General features: G+C 48.3%; 19 protein-coding genes. 6 read left to right on the top strand and 13 right to left on the bottom strand.

Annotated features, from left to right (window positions below):
• Genes gspL through gspC form a run of 10 tightly spaced genes read right to left on the bottom strand, consistent with a single transcriptional unit; the run spans position 1 to position 10,164 of the window.
• Positions 1-1,194, bottom strand: a complete 1,194-nt coding sequence (gspL, locus tag KIU71_RS15700) for a type II secretion system protein GspL (protein ID WP_214132243.1) — start codon at positions 1,192-1,194, stop codon at positions 1-3.
• Positions 1,195-2,235: a type II secretion system minor pseudopilin GspK gene (gene gspK, locus KIU71_RS15695; protein ID WP_214132242.1), complete on the bottom strand. Its 1,041-nt coding sequence runs from the start codon at positions 2,233-2,235 to the stop codon at positions 1,195-1,197.
• Positions 2,232-2,876, bottom strand: a complete 645-nt coding sequence (gspJ, locus tag KIU71_RS15690; RefSeq protein WP_214132241.1) for a type II secretion system minor pseudopilin GspJ — start codon at positions 2,874-2,876, stop codon at positions 2,232-2,234. Before gspJ ends, gspK begins: the two co-directional genes overlap by 4 nt.
• A 1-nt stretch (position 2,877) precedes the next feature.
• Positions 2,878-3,279: a type II secretion system minor pseudopilin GspI gene (gspI, locus tag KIU71_RS15685; RefSeq protein WP_250207571.1), complete on the bottom strand. Its 402-nt coding sequence runs from the start codon at positions 3,277-3,279 to the stop codon at positions 2,878-2,880.
• Entirely contained in the window at positions 3,276-3,914 is a 639-nt protein-coding gene (gspH, locus tag KIU71_RS15680; protein WP_315853305.1) for a type II secretion system minor pseudopilin GspH, read from the bottom strand. The genes gspI and gspH overlap by 4 nt, the downstream gene beginning before the upstream one ends.
• On the bottom strand, positions 3,914-4,339 hold the full coding sequence (gspG, locus tag KIU71_RS15675; RefSeq protein ID WP_214132240.1) for a type II secretion system major pseudopilin GspG: 426 nt from the start codon (positions 4,337-4,339) through the stop codon (positions 3,914-3,916). The genes gspH and gspG overlap by 1 nt, the downstream gene beginning before the upstream one ends.
• A gap of 13 nt (positions 4,340-4,352) precedes the next feature.
• Positions 4,353-5,573: a type II secretion system inner membrane protein GspF gene (gspF, locus tag KIU71_RS15670; RefSeq protein WP_214132239.1), complete on the bottom strand. Its 1,221-nt coding sequence runs from the start codon at positions 5,571-5,573 to the stop codon at positions 4,353-4,355.
• A gap of 2 nt (positions 5,574-5,575) precedes the next feature.
• Positions 5,576-7,183 carry a type II secretion system ATPase GspE gene (gspE, locus tag KIU71_RS15665; protein ID WP_214132238.1) on the bottom strand — a complete coding sequence of 536 codons (1,608 nt, stop codon included), beginning with the start codon at positions 7,181-7,183 and terminating at the stop codon, positions 5,576-5,578.
• Position 7,184: 1 nt separating this feature from the next.
• Complete coding sequence (gspD, locus tag KIU71_RS15660; RefSeq protein WP_214132237.1) at positions 7,185-9,236, bottom strand: type II secretion system secretin GspD; 2,052 nt, start codon at positions 9,234-9,236, stop codon at positions 7,185-7,187.
• Positions 9,237-9,246: 10 nt separating this feature from the next.
• Entirely contained in the window at positions 9,247-10,164 is a 918-nt protein-coding gene (gene gspC / locus KIU71_RS15655; protein WP_214132236.1) for a type II secretion system protein GspC, read from the bottom strand.
• 165 nt (positions 10,165-10,329) lie between these two features.
• Between gspC and hslR the strand changes: the two genes are divergently transcribed.
• From hslR to KIU71_RS18145, 5 genes are all read left to right on the top strand, one after another.
• Complete coding sequence (gene hslR, locus KIU71_RS15650) at positions 10,330-10,734, top strand: ribosome-associated heat shock protein Hsp15 (RefSeq protein ID WP_214132235.1); 405 nt, start codon at positions 10,330-10,332, stop codon at positions 10,732-10,734.
• An 18-nt stretch (positions 10,735-10,752) separates the two neighbouring features.
• The gene (gene hslO, locus KIU71_RS15645) at positions 10,753-11,670 is read left to right on the top strand and encodes an Hsp33 family molecular chaperone HslO (protein ID WP_214132234.1); all 918 of its coding nucleotides are present in this window, start codon (positions 10,753-10,755) and stop codon (positions 11,668-11,670) included.
• A 39-nt stretch (positions 11,671-11,709) separates the two neighbouring features.
• Positions 11,710-11,970, top strand: a complete 261-nt coding sequence (locus tag KIU71_RS15640) for a Rho-binding antiterminator (RefSeq protein ID WP_214132233.1) — start codon at positions 11,710-11,712, stop codon at positions 11,968-11,970.
• Between the two features lie 72 nt (positions 11,971-12,042).
• Positions 12,043-13,248 (top strand): hypothetical protein, encoded by a 1,206-nt coding sequence (locus KIU71_RS15635; protein ID WP_214132232.1) that lies wholly within the window; start codon positions 12,043-12,045, stop codon positions 13,246-13,248.
• Complete coding sequence (locus tag KIU71_RS18145) at positions 13,245-13,580, top strand: helix-turn-helix domain-containing protein (protein ID WP_214132231.1); 336 nt, start codon at positions 13,245-13,247, stop codon at positions 13,578-13,580. Before KIU71_RS15635 ends, KIU71_RS18145 begins: the two co-directional genes overlap by 4 nt.
• Here the strand turns inward: KIU71_RS18145 and KIU71_RS15625 are convergent.
• Both KIU71_RS15625 and KIU71_RS15620 read right to left on the bottom strand, forming a co-directional pair.
• The gene (locus KIU71_RS15625; RefSeq protein ID WP_214132230.1) at positions 13,573-14,805 is read right to left on the bottom strand and encodes an HD-GYP domain-containing protein; all 1,233 of its coding nucleotides are present in this window, start codon (positions 14,803-14,805) and stop codon (positions 13,573-13,575) included. The genes KIU71_RS18145 and KIU71_RS15625 overlap by 8 nt on opposite strands.
• Positions 14,806-14,890: 85 nt before the next feature.
• Positions 14,891-15,268, bottom strand: coding sequence for an MGMT family protein (locus KIU71_RS15620; RefSeq protein WP_250207570.1), 378 nt, complete (start codon positions 15,266-15,268; stop codon positions 14,891-14,893).
• A 470-nt stretch (positions 15,269-15,738) separates the two neighbouring features.
• On the opposite strand from KIU71_RS15620, the gene KIU71_RS15615 reads away from it, so the two are divergent.
• Positions 15,739-17,175, top strand: a complete 1,437-nt coding sequence (locus KIU71_RS15615) for a sulfatase-like hydrolase/transferase (RefSeq protein ID WP_214132229.1) — start codon at positions 15,739-15,741, stop codon at positions 17,173-17,175.
• 711 nt (positions 17,176-17,886) lie between these two features.
• Here KIU71_RS15615 and KIU71_RS15610 read toward each other — a convergent pair.
• Entirely contained in the window at positions 17,887-18,399 is a 513-nt protein-coding gene (locus KIU71_RS15610; RefSeq protein ID WP_214132228.1) for an HAD family hydrolase, read from the bottom strand.
• Between the last annotated feature and the right edge of the window lie 93 nt (positions 18,400-18,492).

The following is an 18,492-nucleotide window of genomic DNA, read 5'->3' as shown; positions in this document are numbered from 1 at the left end:
TCAGCCCCTTATGGCGATAGACCCAATCACTTGGTCATCGCGGTTGTTGATAGCACCTTGTTCAACAGTATAACCTGCCGCTTGTGCGAGATTCCGAAAGCGCTCCAGCGCTTCAAAGTCGGTAGCAGCTGCCTGCATTCTCAACTCGCCACGTTCACCGTCATAACGAATAGACTGAGGTTTCACGTTTGTCTGATCGAACGCACTGGCCAGCTGGTTGAGCATGACTAACATGGAAACCTTGCCACCCCCTTGTTCGAGCTTGGCCAATTCGCTGCCTACACCACGCTTCACATCGCGGTAACCCCCTATGTCCGGGAAACCACGCTTAATTTCGGCATCAATCTGAGCGGCTAATGTTTCTTGCTGTGCATTCAACGTTGTTAACGTGATGACCCGGTCAACCAGTGATAGTGTCAGCGCCACAACCGCTAATATCGCGGCCAATCGCCATTGACGCCACTGACTGTTACGTTGTTTTTTAACTTTGAAGTCACCTTGCAATAGGTTGAAGCTGGCATCTTCACAACCTTTCACTAAAACGTGCATCGGAAGTTCAAGTGTTTGTGGCTGCCAATCAACATTCGGCGGAACGACAATTTCCAAGCCACTGTAATCATGAATGGTTAACGGCGTTTCCTGTTGCTTGGCATAATGAGAAATAGCAGGCATTAGCCAATCAGGCTCGCCCTGCATACCGCTCCATTCATCTTGCCGAATAAGCCAATTAGTGCCTAATGAAAGCAGACTCCACCCCTGTTCGTTGACAGGCAGTGCCAGCACGTCGGGCAGCAACTTCTCGCAGCTTAGGTCGGCATTAGAAAGCATGCTTTTCCAACGCTCCATCTGGGCTCTTGCCACAATCGCGACCGCTTGCTCGTTACCTCTCTTTGGACCTATGGCAAAGAACTGTTCGCTCACATCGGTGGAGAGCTCATCCTCTAACATATAGGGAATGGCCGCGATAACTTTGCGCCCTGCACGGGGCGGTAGTGTAACCCATTTCAGAAGAATATCGCTGGTCGGTGCTAAGGCAATAATCGGGCGCTCGCCAGCACGTTCTGACAAGCTAGAAAGCGCATCAGCGTTAGGCAGCTCGCCTGAAGCAATGATTTCTTGCTCGGATTGCGACCATACTATCCAGTGCACGGGCTGATGGTGATCTGAGCCTAGCCTGACAATCAGTTGCTCCATTTAATATCTGCCTCCAAATTCGCGCCGAATGACGCTGACTTTTTCACTGTCGTCGATATAAAAAACAGACGACATCGAAAACGTGGCGTTATTGTACCGGGTCTTAGTGTATAAAATAAAATGCTGTGTTGTCACGGTGAACCACTGGCGTTGTGCGTCAGTAAGTTGCAGTGCCTGAATATCCGGTTCGGAGAAAAAAGCCTGCGTGTCCTGCCAGCCATCTTGTGGACGTGAAGCAATCAGCGCAGAAGCTCTGCCAGCGTCGAGTCCGGTCAGTGCCGCCAGTACAGGCGCCTGATCTTCCGAAACGGTATTCACGTTGAGCTGCATAGATGCATCATTGGGACGCGCGCAGACGTACGCAAACAACGTATTAATCCACTGTGCTGACACGCCGTTGACCATGCGTAATTCTGACTTATTTTGCATCATCGCGTTGGCAGCGAGATAGGGGTGAGGCAGCGACTCATAATCAACATCTTCAGCACCAAATGCTCGAATATTATCATCTGCGTCCAGCCAATCAGCGAGTGAATCACGCACCGTATCCGCGGTGAAGCTATCCATGTCGGGGATCATGCCCTGGGTAAGTAGCAGTCGGTGAAATGCCTCCATGGCTGGCGTAACTTCAACATCGGCGGGATTGGTACTTTGCCCCTGCTCCTGGCCGTTCGCATTCGCGTTGCCGTTAGCAGGTATAACCGCATTCAGGTTAAAGCAACTCTGCATATCCACAAGATCCGCCTGTATACCGCCATTATCCAGAGGGTAGAGAAATTGCTCAGACCAAGGTTGATTCAGGTGGATGACACCATCGGCCTGCTCCAGTAAAAGTTTGATCGACTTTCGCGCGTACTGCTCTGCGCCCAATGCATACCAGTAAGCTTGGTTACTGTCTTTGATGTTTGCAGTACGTTGAATTTGCAGCTGCAAACGCATACCCATCTCAGTCCCCAGTATGGCCACAAACGCGACGACCATGAGCACGATGAGCAAAGCAACACCCCGTTGGTGTCGAGCGAAACGATGGTGAATGATCATTCCGACTGCCCGCCACTGGTAATAAATTCCCGGCGGATCTCGCCAAATGCCTCTGTCGTGATGATAATGGCGACCGCGCGTGGCAGCACAGTGCCTTGATAGCTCTCATTCCAGTCACGCTCATCTTCTGGTGCTCCGCTATCTTTCACGAAGAACTCGACTTGAAAGTCTTCAACACCCTCTATCAGGGTGCGAACCTTGGGCTCAAAGCCAATCACATTGTCGACATAATTACCGTACAGTCTTTCCACCGTGTCATCTTTTAGTCGATACGCTACGTATTGCATGTTGCTGCGCGGTAGCATGAACTGAGGGTTGTGCCACCCGCTGCGAACAAAGCCAATGCCATCCGCATCACTGCCACTGGTAACGCCACCCGACATCACATTTTCGTTGATATCGCCATCCACGCGAATAGGCCGAGCAATGGCTTGCAATAAATCGCGTTCGATAATCAGCATGCCTCGTTGTAACTTTTCAAGTTGCGCAAATCGTTCATCACTGAGACTGTTGCTGTCGATAACGCTACTGAGCAACGCTGTGGAGGCAATGCCAATAAGACTGAAAATCGACATGGCGATAAGGATTTCTAGTAGTGTAAATCCGCGCGAGCGGAATACATTGCATGATCGGCGCCGCATATTAGTCGCCACCTGTTGCTTTGGCGACGAAGCTCATTGCGCTGCTTACGCTGTCTGAGTAGTCCTGGCGTAGCCCAACTTTCACTTCAACGGCGCGAAGATCCTTATCATTTGTTTGTGTGACAATCTGCTGCCAATACCACACCCTGCCAGCCATCTCGGCGCTGCCTCGCAGATTGTTTTTCGGCGGCCATTGGTCATCCAATTGGGCGCGGGTGAGCTGGTTATTTGCAACCCACGTTGCCATGGTGACTTCTTCAATTTGACCAACACTGCGTAAGTGGTCACTGGCGGCTTTCAGGATAGCGGTACCGGTAAGTGCAAAGATTGCTAAAGCGACCATGACTTCAATTAGCGTCATGCCAGATGTGCGCGGTAGGCCCGCGTGTTGCGGCTTGATCATGGCAATACTTCATCCGGAGAATTCAGCGGACCAATGCGTTCCAAAGGAACAGTTTCCTGTCCTGTCAGACGAAAATACACGGGTTGATCGCCACCAAAGTCGGGCTCGTAGGCAAACTGCAAACTAAAAGGCGTGATGTCGCCGCTCGACAGGATCAAGATCTGTGGAGGCGGGGGAGGCTCATCCTCTTCGCCGATGCTCACGCCGTCTTCGGCTACGCTGAGTGACTCATCGAAAACACCGCGATCAAACAAGCTGTCTTCTTGCTCCCAAGGTAAATCGTCCAGATTCAGTTCCAAATAGAATAGCTCTGGTAGCGTATGTTCCGCAAACGTGGGGCTTTCCTGAATCGGCTCCCATTCTTGTTCTTCATTGAGGATAGCAAAATGGTAGCGCTGGTTTTCCTCATCGATATAGAGGCCAAGCTGCTGCTGATTCAATACAGCAAAATCAGACGCCATATCGAACACAACCTGAAGACGCTTCACCTGCTCCTGTAATCGGTCAGCCTGACTGGCTGAAAATGCATTAAACAATACAACGCCCGCCGCTAAGCCGATGAGCAATAGCACGATCATCACTTCTAAGAGTGTAAAGCCTCGTATTGTGTGGCTTTGCGAATCGGGTGTTGTCACTAGTTTAGGTATTCGTTGATATTCCAGTTACCGATATCGTCGTCTGTACCGGGCTGACCATCAGGACCGTTGGAAAAGATATCGACGACACTGAGCTCTCCAGGGCTAATTAAGCCGTAAGGATTGCCCCACGGATCATCAGGCAAGCGCTTGATAAATCCACCGTCGGGGTAATTGCGCGGTAAGGGTTCAATGGTAGGGGCAGTTACCAGCGCGTCCAAACCTTGTTCTGTGGTCGGGAATGTGTTGTTGCGCAACTTGTACATTTCGAGTGCCCCTTCAAGTTGCTGAATATCCACCGCCGCTTTTTTAAGCTGCGCTTCTTCCTGATTGCCTAAAATGTTAGGCGCAACGATAGCTGTCATGATTCCGATAATCAGTATCACAACCATCACTTCAATTAAGCTGAATCCTTTATTTTTCATCGCGGTTCCTCGTCTAAATCATGTTGTTCAAAGAAATAATGGGCAGCAAAATGGCGATGACGATAAAAAACACAATGCCAGCCATTGCCAGGATCAACACCGGCCCCATAATCGCCAACGCAATGTTGACTTGAGTTTCAAATTCGCGTTCCTGATTTTTGGCGGCTCGCGCCAACATATCTTGCAATTCGCCACTTTTTTCACCCGATGCAATCATGTGGATCATCATGGGTGGGAAGACCTTGGTTGCCTCTAGTGACGCACGTAAACTGGAACCTCCTTGTACTTTGGCAGCAGCGTCTTTAATAAGTTGCTTAATATAGGTATTTTCTAACACATTACCTGAGATGCGCATACCCTCTAGAACCGGCACTGCACTGGCGGTTAAGATACTTAACGTGCTTGCAAATCGAGAGGTATTAATACTTTTGATGACGCGACCAAATACCGGTATTTTCAAACGCACTTTGTGGGATTTTAGGCGAAAAGTGTCTGACTGCATAAGCTGACGATAAGCCACATAACTCAGCACTAAAAACCCCACAAACCACAGGCCGTAGTCCGTGGTTGCTTCGGATAACGCAATCAGAAACTGCGTCACGCCGGGGAGTTCCTGCCCCATGTTGTCAAACTGACCGATGATTTTCGGAACCACATAGGTGAGCAGCAAACTGACGATACCAATAGCAACCACCAACATAATGATGGGGTAAATCATGGCTTGAGTGATTTGGTTTTTGACCAAGTTGCGTTGCTCAGTATAGTCAGCCAGCCGGTTTAAAACGGTGTCGAGGTGGCCACTTTTTTCGCCTGCCGCGACCATCGAGCGGAACAGATTGTCAAATACGCTGGGGAACTCGCCCAGTGCGTCGGCTAAGGCGAAACCCTCGACCACTTTAGAGCGGATTGCCATCATCATGTTCTTGTGCCGAGGTTTCTCGCTTTGCTCAGCGACTGCCAGTAACGCTTCTTCTATCGGCAGGGCGGATTCTACCAAAGTCGCCAACTGGCGGGTAAGTAGCGCCAAGTCAGCTGCAGAAATGCGCGGTTTGAACAGTGAGAAGCCGGTCTTTTTCTGATTGGCTTTGGCTTTTTCACTGACTTCACTGACTTCAATCGGAATTAGCGCCAAGTCGCGCAGTTGCTGTCGCACCTGGCGTTGATTATCCGCTTCTAATACGCCAGACTTGTTGCGGCCACCTTGCGTCAGCGCTTTATAAGAATAAGCTGGCACGGCTAGTCCTCACGTGTAACGCGCAGGACTTCTTCAAGCGCGGTGACACCCTGCAAGACTTTGCGACAGCCATCATCACGAATACTCGGTGTTGTCGTTCTAATATGTCGCTCGATGCTCTGTTCACCTTTGCCGGCATGCATCAAGTCGCGAACTGACTCATCCACCACTAACAGTTCATGGATACCAGTACGCCCGCGATAACCCGTTTGATTACACTCCGCGCAGCCCTTTGCGCTAAATATCTGGGTGGTTTGCGCGTCAACAGGGGACAGATTTAAGATAGCGGCCTCTTGCTCGTTCGGCGTGTGAGGCTGCTTACAGCTTGGGCACAATGTACGTACCAGCCGTTGCGACAATACTGCCAGTAATGAAGAAGACAGCAGAAAAGACTCAATCCCCATGTCTTCTAAACGTGTGATTGCACCTGCCGCAGTATTGGTGTGTAAGGTGGATAACACCAAATGGCCTGTCAATGAGGCTTGCACAGCGATTTGCGCCGTTTCAACGTCGCGAATTTCCCCCACCATCACAACATCCGGATCTTGGCGAAGAATCGCCCGAAGACCTCGAGCAAAGGTCATGTCGACACGTGGATTGACCTGCGTTTGACCAATACCCTGAAGGTCGAATTCAATCGGATCTTCAACCGTCAGGATATTGCGATCCTTACTGTTTATTTCGCTTAAACCAGCGTACAGCGTGGTACTTTTACCCGAACCGGTTGGGCCGGTCACCAAAATAATGCCGTGCGGCTTTCTGATCAGCTCAGAAAACAGTGTCCGATTGGCTTGCGTCATGCCCAAATCTTCCAGATTTAAGCGCGCATTGTTTTTGTCGAGTAAGCGCAAGACCACGCGCTCTCCATGGCTTGACGGCATAGTAGACACCCGCACGTCAACGGCGCGGCCAGCAATACGTAGCGTAATTCGGCCATCTTGTGGTACTCGTTTTTCGGCAATGTCCAGTTTGGCCATAACCTTAATACGAGATACCAGCATTGATGATAATTTTCGGTTCGGGCGGAGAATCTCGCGCAATACACCGTCAACACGAAAGCGCACAACTAATTGGTTTTCAAAGGTTTCGATATGAATATCGGACGCGCCTTCCTTAATCGCTTCACTAAGCATGGCATTGATCAACTTAATGATCGGCGCGTCGTCTTCACTTTCCAGTAAGTCTTCTGTATCAGGCAGCTCTTCAGCCAATGAAAACAAATCGCTTTCGTTGCCGAGATCCTCCATCAACTGTTTAGCCGCAGAAGAATCCCGCTGAAACGCGTTAGTAAGTACATACTCAAAGCGATCGTTCGAAATTTCTTCAAGTACAAAAGGCGCACCAAAGAAGCGGCGAACCTCAGCAAAAATTTCAAACGGTGTTTCGTCAGTGTGGTAAAGTTTTGCAGGCGATTCGTTGGTTTCCAAAATCACTTTATGCCGCTTAGCGAAACCAAACGCCAATTGCTTTTGACCATCTTCTGTTTGCGCTTCAAGCACGTCATCACTGACCAGCTCGCTAGCTTGCTGAGCGGCCTCTAATGTGGCGCTATCAAGCGCCCTATCATCGGGGCTGTTATCTGATGCATTTGATACTGGTGGCGTGCTCATATCAATCCTGCTCTTTTTCCGCTTTTTCCTTTTCCATCAGATACTGGTCATAGGTTGGTGGTAATGCCAATTTGTCGTTCCATTCCGGTATGATGGGACCTTTCGTATTCGGCATCAACGGCACACCCTCGGATTGGCGTTTTAATTGCTGAGCACGGATATAGTTATACTTGCCGTGGCTAATATTGGTCATAGTGGCGCCGTCACGCACTATAGTCGGGCGCAAAAATACCATCAAATTGCGTTTACGTTTACTGGTCGAAGTCGTTTTAAATAAATGTCCTAAAATGGGAATGTCACCCAACAGTGGCACTTTGGAAACACTTTCCTGAACATCTTCGTCAATCAATCCACCCAACACGATAGTGCCGCCGTCATCGACAATCACTGTGGTTTTGATTTCCCGTTTATTGATGGAGATATCCACAGAAGTTGCGCCACTCACACTAGACACTTCCTGTTCAATCAGAAGCTGCACGGCGTCACCTTCATTAATTTGCGGCGTCACTTTCAACTTGATACCCACTTCCTGACGATCGACCGTTTGAAAAGGGTTGGAGTTATTGTTACCCGTGGTGGTGCCGGTAATGATGGGTACTTCCTGACCCACGATAAAGAAAGCTTCTTCGTTATCCATTGTGGTTAAGTGGGGAGTGGCGAGAATATTAGAGTTCGTGTCGGTACTCACTGCCTGGACCACCGCGCCCCAGCCATTATCAATGATGCCGGCAATGAGCCCGTTTGCGCCGCCTAATAAATTTGCCAAAGGCGTTAAATTTCCTTCAATCGTATCTGTTGACTCGACAACCTGGCCATTGGCAGTGGTGGTTGTGCGAGTCACTTCGCGATCTTCTGCCTGATAGAGCGCGACACCCAGAGCGCCCACCGGGGTGACACCATTAGTAAACTGCGTACCACCGCCCTGTTCGGAAACGAGTTGAACGCCTAACGTTGTGCCGTCACCTTCAAACACTTCTACAATAATCGCTTCAACCTGAACTTGCGCGCGGCGCACATCAAGGCGACGGATCACTTCTTCGAGTGAGCGCATCATGTCTGGTTCAGCGGTAATCACTAACGCATTTGAGTCTTCATGTGAGTCAATACTCACTTCGCGATCTGCCCCGCCCCTACGGCTGGTATTACCGCTTCCTTGTTCCTCAGCCTGAATACTTGCGCTCACGCCCTGCAGCACTTTCACCAGATCTTCAGCTTTTGCGTAGTTTAAAAACAGTACGCGTGTATTACCATTGCTCTCAAGCTCCTGATCCATCCGGGTGATCAAGTTGATCAACCGCTGACGTGCTTTTACATCACCGCTGACGATGACACTGTTGGTTCTATCATCGGCAACAACACGCGGATCAGACTTGGCGCCCGTGCCTGCTTGCTTGCCTTGCGATTTGTTAATACTGTCGATGATGCGTACCATTTCAGAGGCAGAAGCATATTTTAATTTAACAATTTCAACCTCTTCATCACCGGCACGGTCAACGCGTTCTATAATTTCCACCAGCCGATTCACCACGGCTGCGCGACCCGTTAACATCATTACGTTCGACGGATCGTGGCTCACCACATTACCACCACCGGCCTGATCATTCAGTTGGCGCAGGATAGGCGCCAGCTCTCGCACCGGCACGTTGTAAACAGGCACAACACGCGTGATGAACTCATCACCATTCATCAATGCGCCTTCAACGACAGGAATGTTTGACGCCTTCGCATCTTTCGACCGTACCACCTTTAAAATACCACTGGGCATTTCCACGACAGCAAAATCGTAGACCTGTAATACATTTAAAAAGAATTGATAGTACTGTTCTTCGGTGAGTAAATCGTAACTACGTACCGAAATTTTACCGCGTACGTTGGGATCAACGATGATGGTTTTTTGTAAGTTTTTACCCACGATATTGATGAACTCACTGATTTCCGTATCTTTGAAATTTGGGGAATACTCCGCGGCCGATATCCCAATGGATGACGTCAGCACAAGTGAGGCAGCCGCAACCACCCAGATTCTACATTTTAGTTGGCGCAAAAAGCCCATACACATCTTCCTATTCGTCAATGCCTGGCTCTGGTAAATCCAGATACAGGGTAAGATATTCGTTGTCGCGCAACACAGTTAACTGAAGTGTTTCCGCCGAGCGGAGTTCGCCTAGAGCCTCAGTTGCCTGTTGAGGATCGGTCACATTCAAGCCGTTAATTTCGGTGATGATATCGCCTGCCACTAGCCCCGCAGCTTGAAATAAGGCAGGATTTTTGCCGGGTTGCAAACGATAACCAAGCAACTGACCATCTGCCTGCGCTGGCGACACCGAGATAAAGTCGGTAAAGCTCGCAGGTTGGTCACGAAGCTGGTGAGTGGCTTCAACGGCATCTGGGCTCAACCGAGAAGCTTCTCGCGGGTTTCTTTGCTCGGGCTGGCGGGTCGTTTGTTGGCGCTGTCTGCGTTTGTTGGCTTCATCAAAATCGATACCATCCAACATTAATGTTTCGTTTTGAGGCCCATTTCGAATAATAACACGATCGCGAAATACTTCGCGGAGACTTGCGTTGGTCCCTTCGATTTTATCGCCAATACCGTAAGTTAATTGATCTCCGCGGTTCTCGATGACGGCCGCCCCCTCATTCTCGATACTACTGGCAACCACGCCAGTGAGGGTCAGATTCAAATTTGTTTCCGGGGCATCGGTAACGGTTTCTTGCGTTTCCGCTTGTGAAGGAGGGGTAAACTGCCCAAACAAATTGAGTTGCTTGATACGGGCGATATTCACGCGCGCTGACGTCTGTGTCGAGTTTACGTTCACGCTGCTTGTCTGTGCCGCGCCGCTGTTTTCGGGCGCAGGAACAATCCGCCACGTAAGCTCTGCGGTGTAGGCAATCAAATAGATGGCCAGCAAAACCACGATGACCGTATTGATGAGTGCCTGTCGTTGGCTGATAAACTGTGTCACTGACTGCAAATTTGACATTAAGAGTATTGATTACCACTGCTGAGCGTCGTGTTAACGCAGATTTATTCTTATTGTTGAGAAACCACTATCACGCCCCATAATAGCCTAGTCGGCAGGAGGGTCACAACAGTAAAGCATGACCATGATAGAAATATGACACCTACGGTACTACATTAATTTCCTATGGACGAAGTAAAACAAGCAATTCGGTTAGACAAATGGCTATGGGCTGCGCGCTTTTTTAAAACACGCGCGCTGGCCAGAGAAGCTGTGCAGGCGGGTAAAGTTCAGTACAATGGTCAGCGAAGCAAGCCGGGGAAGACCGTCGAGTTGGGAGCACGAGTGTGCGTGCCCAGTGGTTATGATGTGCGCGACATAGAAGTGATTGAACTGTTTGATAAACGCAGAGCTGCGCCGCTGGCCCAACAAATGTATCGGGAAACGCCAGCGAGTATGCTTAAGCGCCAGCAAAATGCTGAGGCGCGCAAAGCGAATGCATTTCACAACCCTCATCCGGACCACCGACCTGACAAAAAGCAGCGGCGTCAATTAATTCGAATGAAGCAGCCGCGACACAATGACGATTAATCAACGAGATCCAACGTTATGACAGACCAATTACAACGCTATTTATTTGCGGACCACCACGTTCGTGGTGAACTTGTGCAACTTGATGACAGTTTCACTCAAATACTTGCCACACAAGACTATCCTCAACCGGTGCAGCGTTTGTTAGGTGAAATGCTGGCAGCAGCAACGCTGCTCACTGCTACGTTGAAATTTAAAGGCGAAGTAAGCCTGCAAATTCAAAGCGAAGGAGCGATTAAATATGCGGTGGTAGATGCTACCCATGACCAAAAGGTACGTGGCGTGGCTCGCTATGATGACTCGCTGACAGACGACACTCAACACGACGCCATTCCATTCAGTGACTTATTTATTAAAGGTGTCATGGCAATTACCATTACCCCCGCAAAAGGCGAGCGATATCAAGGGCTGGTCGGATTAACTGAGTCAACGCTGGCGGCATGTTTGGAAGACTATTTTACGCAGTCTGAACAATTGGCGACTCGCGTACAGCTGCTAACCTCTACCGAGGACGCGACTAAAAGGGCAGGTGGCTTATTGTTGCAGATCCTTCCTGAGTCGAGCGCCGCTTCTGACGCTACCCAAAATCACGCCTTCAATGATTTAGCGATATTAACTGACACAATGACCGCCGATGAGTTATTTAGTCTGGATGCAAAGACATTACTGCATCGTCTGTACCACGAGTACGATGTCACACTTTACGCACCGCATGACGTGGTGTTCAGTTGCAGTTGCTCGAAAGAACGAAGCGCGCAAGCACTGCAAAATATCGATAAACAGGAATTACTCGACATCGTCGCGGAAGAGGGCTGCATTTCGATGGATTGCCAGTATTGTCATGCGCAATACCAGTTTGATGCGATGGATATAGAAGCGATCCATGCCGGTTTTTCACAATCTGTTAGCCAGCAAGATGGTGATCTTACCCAGTAGTTTGGCCTACGCCCTAACCGTTCGTACGGAATTACTCTGATGTCAGTGGATCCTTTTCGCTGCCAAATTACCGACTATTTTGAAGCGGCCATTGTGCTCAAATATCAGCTTGAGGTAACGCACAATACGCATGGCATGCTGTTTGGAATAGCCGTGGATATGAAACCAATTGATCGAAAAGAAACCGTCATTTTCAAAACGCCGACACGTGAGTATCGACTATTGCTGGATGACATTTCGCACGTAAACGTTCTTACTCCGGGCGCCCAATTCAAAACGATACCGTATTTTCTCGGTTAAATTTGCGCGTTTTATTGCTCATTACATATGTTATGGTTTTATAATGAGCGTAAAAACGCGCGGTTTAAAACTATGTTCGCGATTGATATTCAATTAAACGGTGACTGGCACACGGCTGGGCACCTCGTTGAAAAGGCAGGTTCACTGGCTTTCGAGTATGACCAAAATTATGTTATCGAAAGCCACCAGAGGTTCACCTCATCTGCGCAACGGTTAGCGGCAGCGGTCCACTCAACGCTTCCGGTTCATTTGATGGAACGGTATGAAGGTGCCAGCTTGACTGGATGGTTGAACGACATGGGCAATGTGGAAGATAGCCTTCCCGGCTGCGACAACCAATTGGGCAATCAGCGCTGGCGTCATCAAATGGATAGTGTCGCTGATGAAGAGATGCAAAATCCGATTGGCATGACTCTTGACGACGTATGGGATGCATTGCATAACCCTTCACCGAACTCGTCGCTCGCTCGGTACGCGCACCGCAACACGTCAATCGATTGGCTATTGGGCGCAACCGACGGGTATGAACTCTTTCCAACATCAGCGGCTTTTGTTGAACAGACTCAATTAACACCAATAATGATCCCCCAGCTGGGGTTGCAGCCACGCAGCGCATCACGACATGAAACCCGAAAACTTCAATTGGGGTTAGTTGCACTGAACCGATTTATTTCAGACGTTTTCGCCAACCGAAGCGCGTATGATCTGCCGTCGCACCTGCCCGCTGAACTTGTTTTAGCGCGCCCCGACGTAAACGATGGCGAAAAAAGCACGCTTGTTGCTGTCGATTCACTGGCATCGTTGGGTTTTCACTATCGAAATGATTCCGTTCTTGCATCGGATATTATTGAATTTGTGAGTACTAACAAACTGATGAAATCTGGTCACTTTCCAGTGAGTACGTTTCTAACGCAATTGTTGACACACCGCCTGATTTGCAATGTATTGGAGGTACCCTTCTCCAGTGAGTGCGTCTTGCTGAATCGAAGCGAACAGGGTTTCAGTCTTATACCGCCATTGGTGGGCTCTCTGAAAACTCGGGATTACAATGACTTTGAAAAATGTTTTGTTCTCGACTATGCACATCTCGCCAACGAATTGTCCATGTTGCTCGATCCACATGAACTGCTTTACACGCTCAGTGAGGTTGCCGACTGCCTCAGCGCACTACCAGGCGGCCTGCTTGCGCGTTTGGGCAGCGACGCCGAGACAATCATCCAACGGATGGGCTTACATAAAGTTTCACATCGCCTCGCTCGGCAGGGTTTATTGCTATGAGACCGCGCCGAACTCAGTCAATCCAGCGACAAAAATCCACTGACAATAAAGAGCAGATCTTGTTTGAGGCCATCGCCGATTTACTCCGTGGGAGTCGAACGAGGGGAGAAATATTACGTGACCTGCGAAAGAACGTTTTGAAAATGAATCAACAGGATTTTTGTAAACTGAGTAGGATTAGTAGGCGCTCACTTACTGATTTGGAGAACGATTACGGCGGTCTCAATGAAGAGACGGTCAACAAGGCATTCGAAATCTTCGGACTCAAGCTCGGTTTGGTTCCGTGCTCGGATTCTCACGTGGAGAAGCTACTCGCAGGGCAGCTTAAATAGCGATTTTTTCTTCAAAGAAAGCGTTGAAGTCGATTTTGTAATCGCTCGCAAGCACTGCCTTCTCAACACTGACTTTCGCTGTCTTGGCGGCTAGATTGATGTCTTGTGGTGCGACATAATGATTTCCTTTCAGTGAGTAAAATACCTTCACTACAGGCTTTAGCGGGGAGTCCTCATTATGCTTAACCACCATCGCTATCGTCTCGTCATTGAGTTTGACCAAACTGCCGACTGGATAGATGCCAATGCACTTAATAAATTTTTGCACCAATTCCCTGTCGTATTTATCGGGTGTATCTTTAAGTAGAATCTGGAGCGCTTTTTGACTCGGCATTCCTGCCTTGTAAACACGATCGGCGGTTAACGCATCGTAAACATCAACAATGGATATCATGCGACCGTAAAAGCTGATTTCGTCATCGCGTTTACCTTCCGGATAGCCAAAGCCATCGAGGCGCTCATGGTGCTCGCCAACAGTACGGATCATACGTTCCGGTATATCCATTTCTCGCAATGCTTCAATGCCAAAGACCACATGATCGCGCATCACATTCATTTCCTGATCGGTTAGGCGGCCAGGTTTATGCAAAATCTTATCGGGGATTTTGATCTTGCCAATGTCATGCAGAAAACCTGACAATGCAAGCTCTTGCACGATTTCCTCTTTCAACCCAATATACTGCGCGAAGTTGGCGAGAAGAATCGCGACATTCAGTGAATGCTCTAGCAAATAATCGTCTTTCTCACGTATTTTAGTCAAACAAAGGAGAGCATTTGGGTTTCTGTCGATGGAGCCGACCAAATTCTTCGAGAATTCTTCTGGTACCGCAATATCTGTTGGTAAACCTTTCGCTACATTGCTGAGCATGCGCTTCTGTATCGATTTACCTTTTTTATGCAGCTTATTGGCTATCGCCACCTCGTCGTCAAAGGTCACTTTTTTGCGTACCGGCTCTGGCTTGGATTCTGGCGTCGGAATTTCGATGTCGTGTACGGCTTGCTCGATAGGTTCGGGAGGCGGCGCATCTTCTGGAATGAATTGTTTTGATGTATCGACTATGACTGCAGTCACACCACGTTTTTTTAATGAAGCAACGATAGCGCGTTTTGTGACTTTGCCACGGCTAGCAACCTGTAAATTACCCTTTTGCTCGGCGATTTTTTCGACATACATACCGGGCTTGAGGTCGTTGATGCTAATTTTAACTAAGGTATCAGAAGCCATTTAAAATAATTCTTCACTGCATTGAGCAAAATTAAAGTAAAACGCGACTCGACACAAGGATTAAACGGCTGCATTTGGAGACAGATTAAAACTCAAGTTCATAGAGTAGCGTTGATATTTCAGGTTTCCATCCAAAACGTTGCATGCAAATCTGCCTGCCATTGACGTGAACGCCCTCAGCGATCAATCGGACTCGCTGCGTTTGTGCGAGCTCACTCCCCGCTGGAAACGCAATTTGACCGGTACTTCTGACAATGCGATACCACGGCAGTCCCAAGCTTTCCGGAGCTTTACCCAGCGCCTTGGAGGTTAACCGGGCGCGCCCTGGCAAGCCTGCTAAGTCTGCAATCTGCCCATAAGAAGCAACGCAACCTGAAGGAACTAACGTGACAACTCGCCAGATTTTCTCGAAATTACCCACAGCGCGAAAACGGTTAAGACTTGAGCGCTGATCATAGCACAAAAACCGAAATCATCTACGGTTGTGCGGATAAGGCAAGACTTGTACTAAATTACTGGTCGATGATGGTTTTAAGGGATATCCAATCCATCAATGAAAGGCATTCTATTAGGGCTTAGGTCATCTCATCACCAAGATTTAATTATCAACGGTCAGTCTGCGTTATGAAGATAAATTGGAACGCTTAATCGTTCATCTCAAAATGAACAAAAGCCAGCGCCTAAGCCAAACTCACAATCAGCTTACATTGTTTGCAGTAGTCAGTTCTGCTTGGTTCTCTACTGTAAGGTTGATAGCTAACAAAATTGGATAAACATAGGGACATATTGCAAGCACGAGAGCACTAGCATACACTCCAACATCAAAAATATATCTTGGATTAAATTGTGATAGGTGCTGTGATTAAAGGATTAATTTTGGTTTTTACGGTAAGTATACTTGCTGCTTGTTCGGACGATGTACAGGAAGTTAATGTGCCATCCCAACCCAAGCCGGTTGCGCCAGCGCCCCCACCTGAGCCGGCAAAACCTACGAATGTTATCGTGTTTTTTACCGACGATCAGGGTTATGCTGATATCGGCATTCATAATCAACGAAACGATATTCGCACTCCAAATATCGACAGCCTAGCGAATGATGGTGTCTTGTTTACCAATGGTTATGTTACCTCTCCTCAGTGCAGCCCATCCCGAGCCGCATTAATTACCGGACGCTATCAGCAGCGTATAGGTTACGGTGAGAATAAGTTTGGTCCATTATCCGTTGATACCGATACTCTTGCCGATCGATTCAAAAGCCTTGGCTACACTACCGGTATGATGGGTAAGTGGCATCTTGAGTTGCAGGGAAACATGACTGAATGGTTATCACAAAATCTTGAAAGCTACTTTCCTGGCGACAGAATAGACATCAATCAAGTGCCACTTGAGCTCAAAATGCCGTTTATGCCTGAGTCACGGGGGTTTGACTATGTATTTGACGGTTATTACAAGTATTATTGGACTAACATGCAGCGAAACGGCACTGAGAAAGCATCTGGATGGGTTGAAATAGACAACTATCGTATTGACGTTATATCGGATGCTGCGGTGGGCTTTATCAATAGCCATCATGAAAAACCCTTCTTCTTGCACGTGGCGCATTACGGTCCGCACGTTCCCATTGAAGCGACCCAAGAATTGCTAGATCAGTTTCCCGACGATATGCCTATACGACGAAAATATGCCCTCGCTACCATGCTGGGCATTGACAATGGTGTAGGCAAAGTTATCCAAGCTCTAAAAGAGCACGATATTTTTGAGAATACACTGATAGTGTTTATGAGTGATAACGGTGCACCCTTAGATACAGACAGGGCTGATGTGCCTTTAGATAGTCGAAGCAGTTGGAATGGATCGAGAAATGATCCCCTACGCGGCGAGAAAGGCATGCTGATGGAAGGCGGAATAAAAGTGCCATACATCATCCATTATCCGCGTTTTAATGCTAGTGGTATTGTTATCGATGAACCTGTACTGAGTTTAGATGCCGTTGCGACAGCGCTGAAACTAGTCGGTGGTGAAATAGATGACCTAGACGGCATCGACTTGCGACCGGCAATTAGCGGCGATAGAGAATATCTCAATGAACGCCCCATGTTCTTTCGCTTCCAAAATCAAAGAGCTATAAGGCAAGGTCGTTGGAAGTACCTAGAAGCCGGGTGGAATGACTATCTTTTTGACATGTATGCAAACGATCCCGAAGCGAATAATATGATTGAGGCCTTCCCGGACATCGCAGAGCAAATGAAAAATCAATATTTCGAATGGTCTGGTCAGATGCCGCGCCCTGATGATATGTCGCGTATTTTAATTCCTTTCCAAATGCGTTACGACTATCACCTCGACCCTGAGCGCGACCCAACGCAATAACGAGATTTAGTTGCATGAAATGCCTCCTATCATAGCCGACAACTGACATCTGCGAATTTAATCTGCATGATCCTGTTAAAGTCGATGAACTATCTCGGCTCAATTCGATCGAAATTAGCGCTTTCACTCGATGAGCCGTATCGCACCTTCGTGGTTGGCCTGTAAAATCATTATTTAGAGAGAGCTCACCAACTGATTGGGTAAGATGAAGTGCCTTTAACTTCGCATTACATCCGTTTACGACCTAACTACCAATACTCTCAGGTTGCACAAATTAGAACATGAACGTTGTTGAGCGACTAGAGTAAGCGGCCGGGGCGATATATATGACAAGCCCACGATTAGGTAAGAACGGCAAATACCCTAACTACAGACCAGCACGCGCGTTCGAAAACCTAAAGTTGCCAACATTACTGAATGGGCAGTGTCTGTATTATTTAATCAAAAGTGTAGTCACAGGTGCTATGGATCGCGGTAGAACTTGCCAGAGCATTTGGACGGCAAGCATTTGAGCAACATCACATCGTTAAATGTTATCGATTAGGTTCAATATCTTATTAACTCAATATCGGTGGTGCTGATGGCCGCTGCCGCCGTCGAGAAATGCCAACGAAATTCAACCGTCAACTTTGCCGCGTTTTTTACGCTTAACTTGTGCACACGAGCAACCTTAAGGCGCATTGCATCGTCCAACAAAGAACAACGACTACATCAGCCAAAAGGAGTGTGTATGTACTGCATTCCGGCATTTTTTGCAGCGTGCTCATCGTACACATAATCGCCCACATACAGAATACGATGAGGTTCGATTTGCCACAGGCTGGCAATATGCAATAGCGCCGTGGGGTCCGGCTTTGGCGGCGCATCTTCGCGGGTGACGATGATATCGATCGGCACCTTGTTATTGCGGAGCTTAATTTGAGTGGCTTCCACACTATTTCGAGTCACGATGGCCAACGGCATTTTTTGCGCGACCAGTGCGTTGATGTACTCACATGCCCCAGTTAGCCAACGCGCGTTAGAGGCATCGGCTAACTCGTGTCGCAGCACAATCTCAGAAGCCGCATGGCGCAAGTGTTCAGGTTGTTTATCGATAAACGTCAGTACATCTTCATCAACCGGACACTGTAGCTCTCGCCGGATCTGGCTGAAGTCCAAATTCGATTCAAGCAGAGTGCCGTCCATATCGAAAATGACCGCATCAATGTTTTCAAGTGGCAGCATTTTAACACGCTCCAAAATTAACTGTTTATTTATACAGTTTAATGGCGTAATCTTGTACACACATTATGACCGACCCAAGCACAGGAGCATTCC

This window comes from Alteromonas oceanisediminis (assembly GCF_018474025.1).
GTDB classification, from domain to species: Bacteria; Pseudomonadota; Gammaproteobacteria; order Enterobacterales; family Alteromonadaceae; genus Alteromonas_E; species Alteromonas_E oceanisediminis.
The sequence above is the reverse complement of the archived record's forward strand: the minus strand, read 5'-3'. Positions and strand labels throughout refer to the sequence as shown.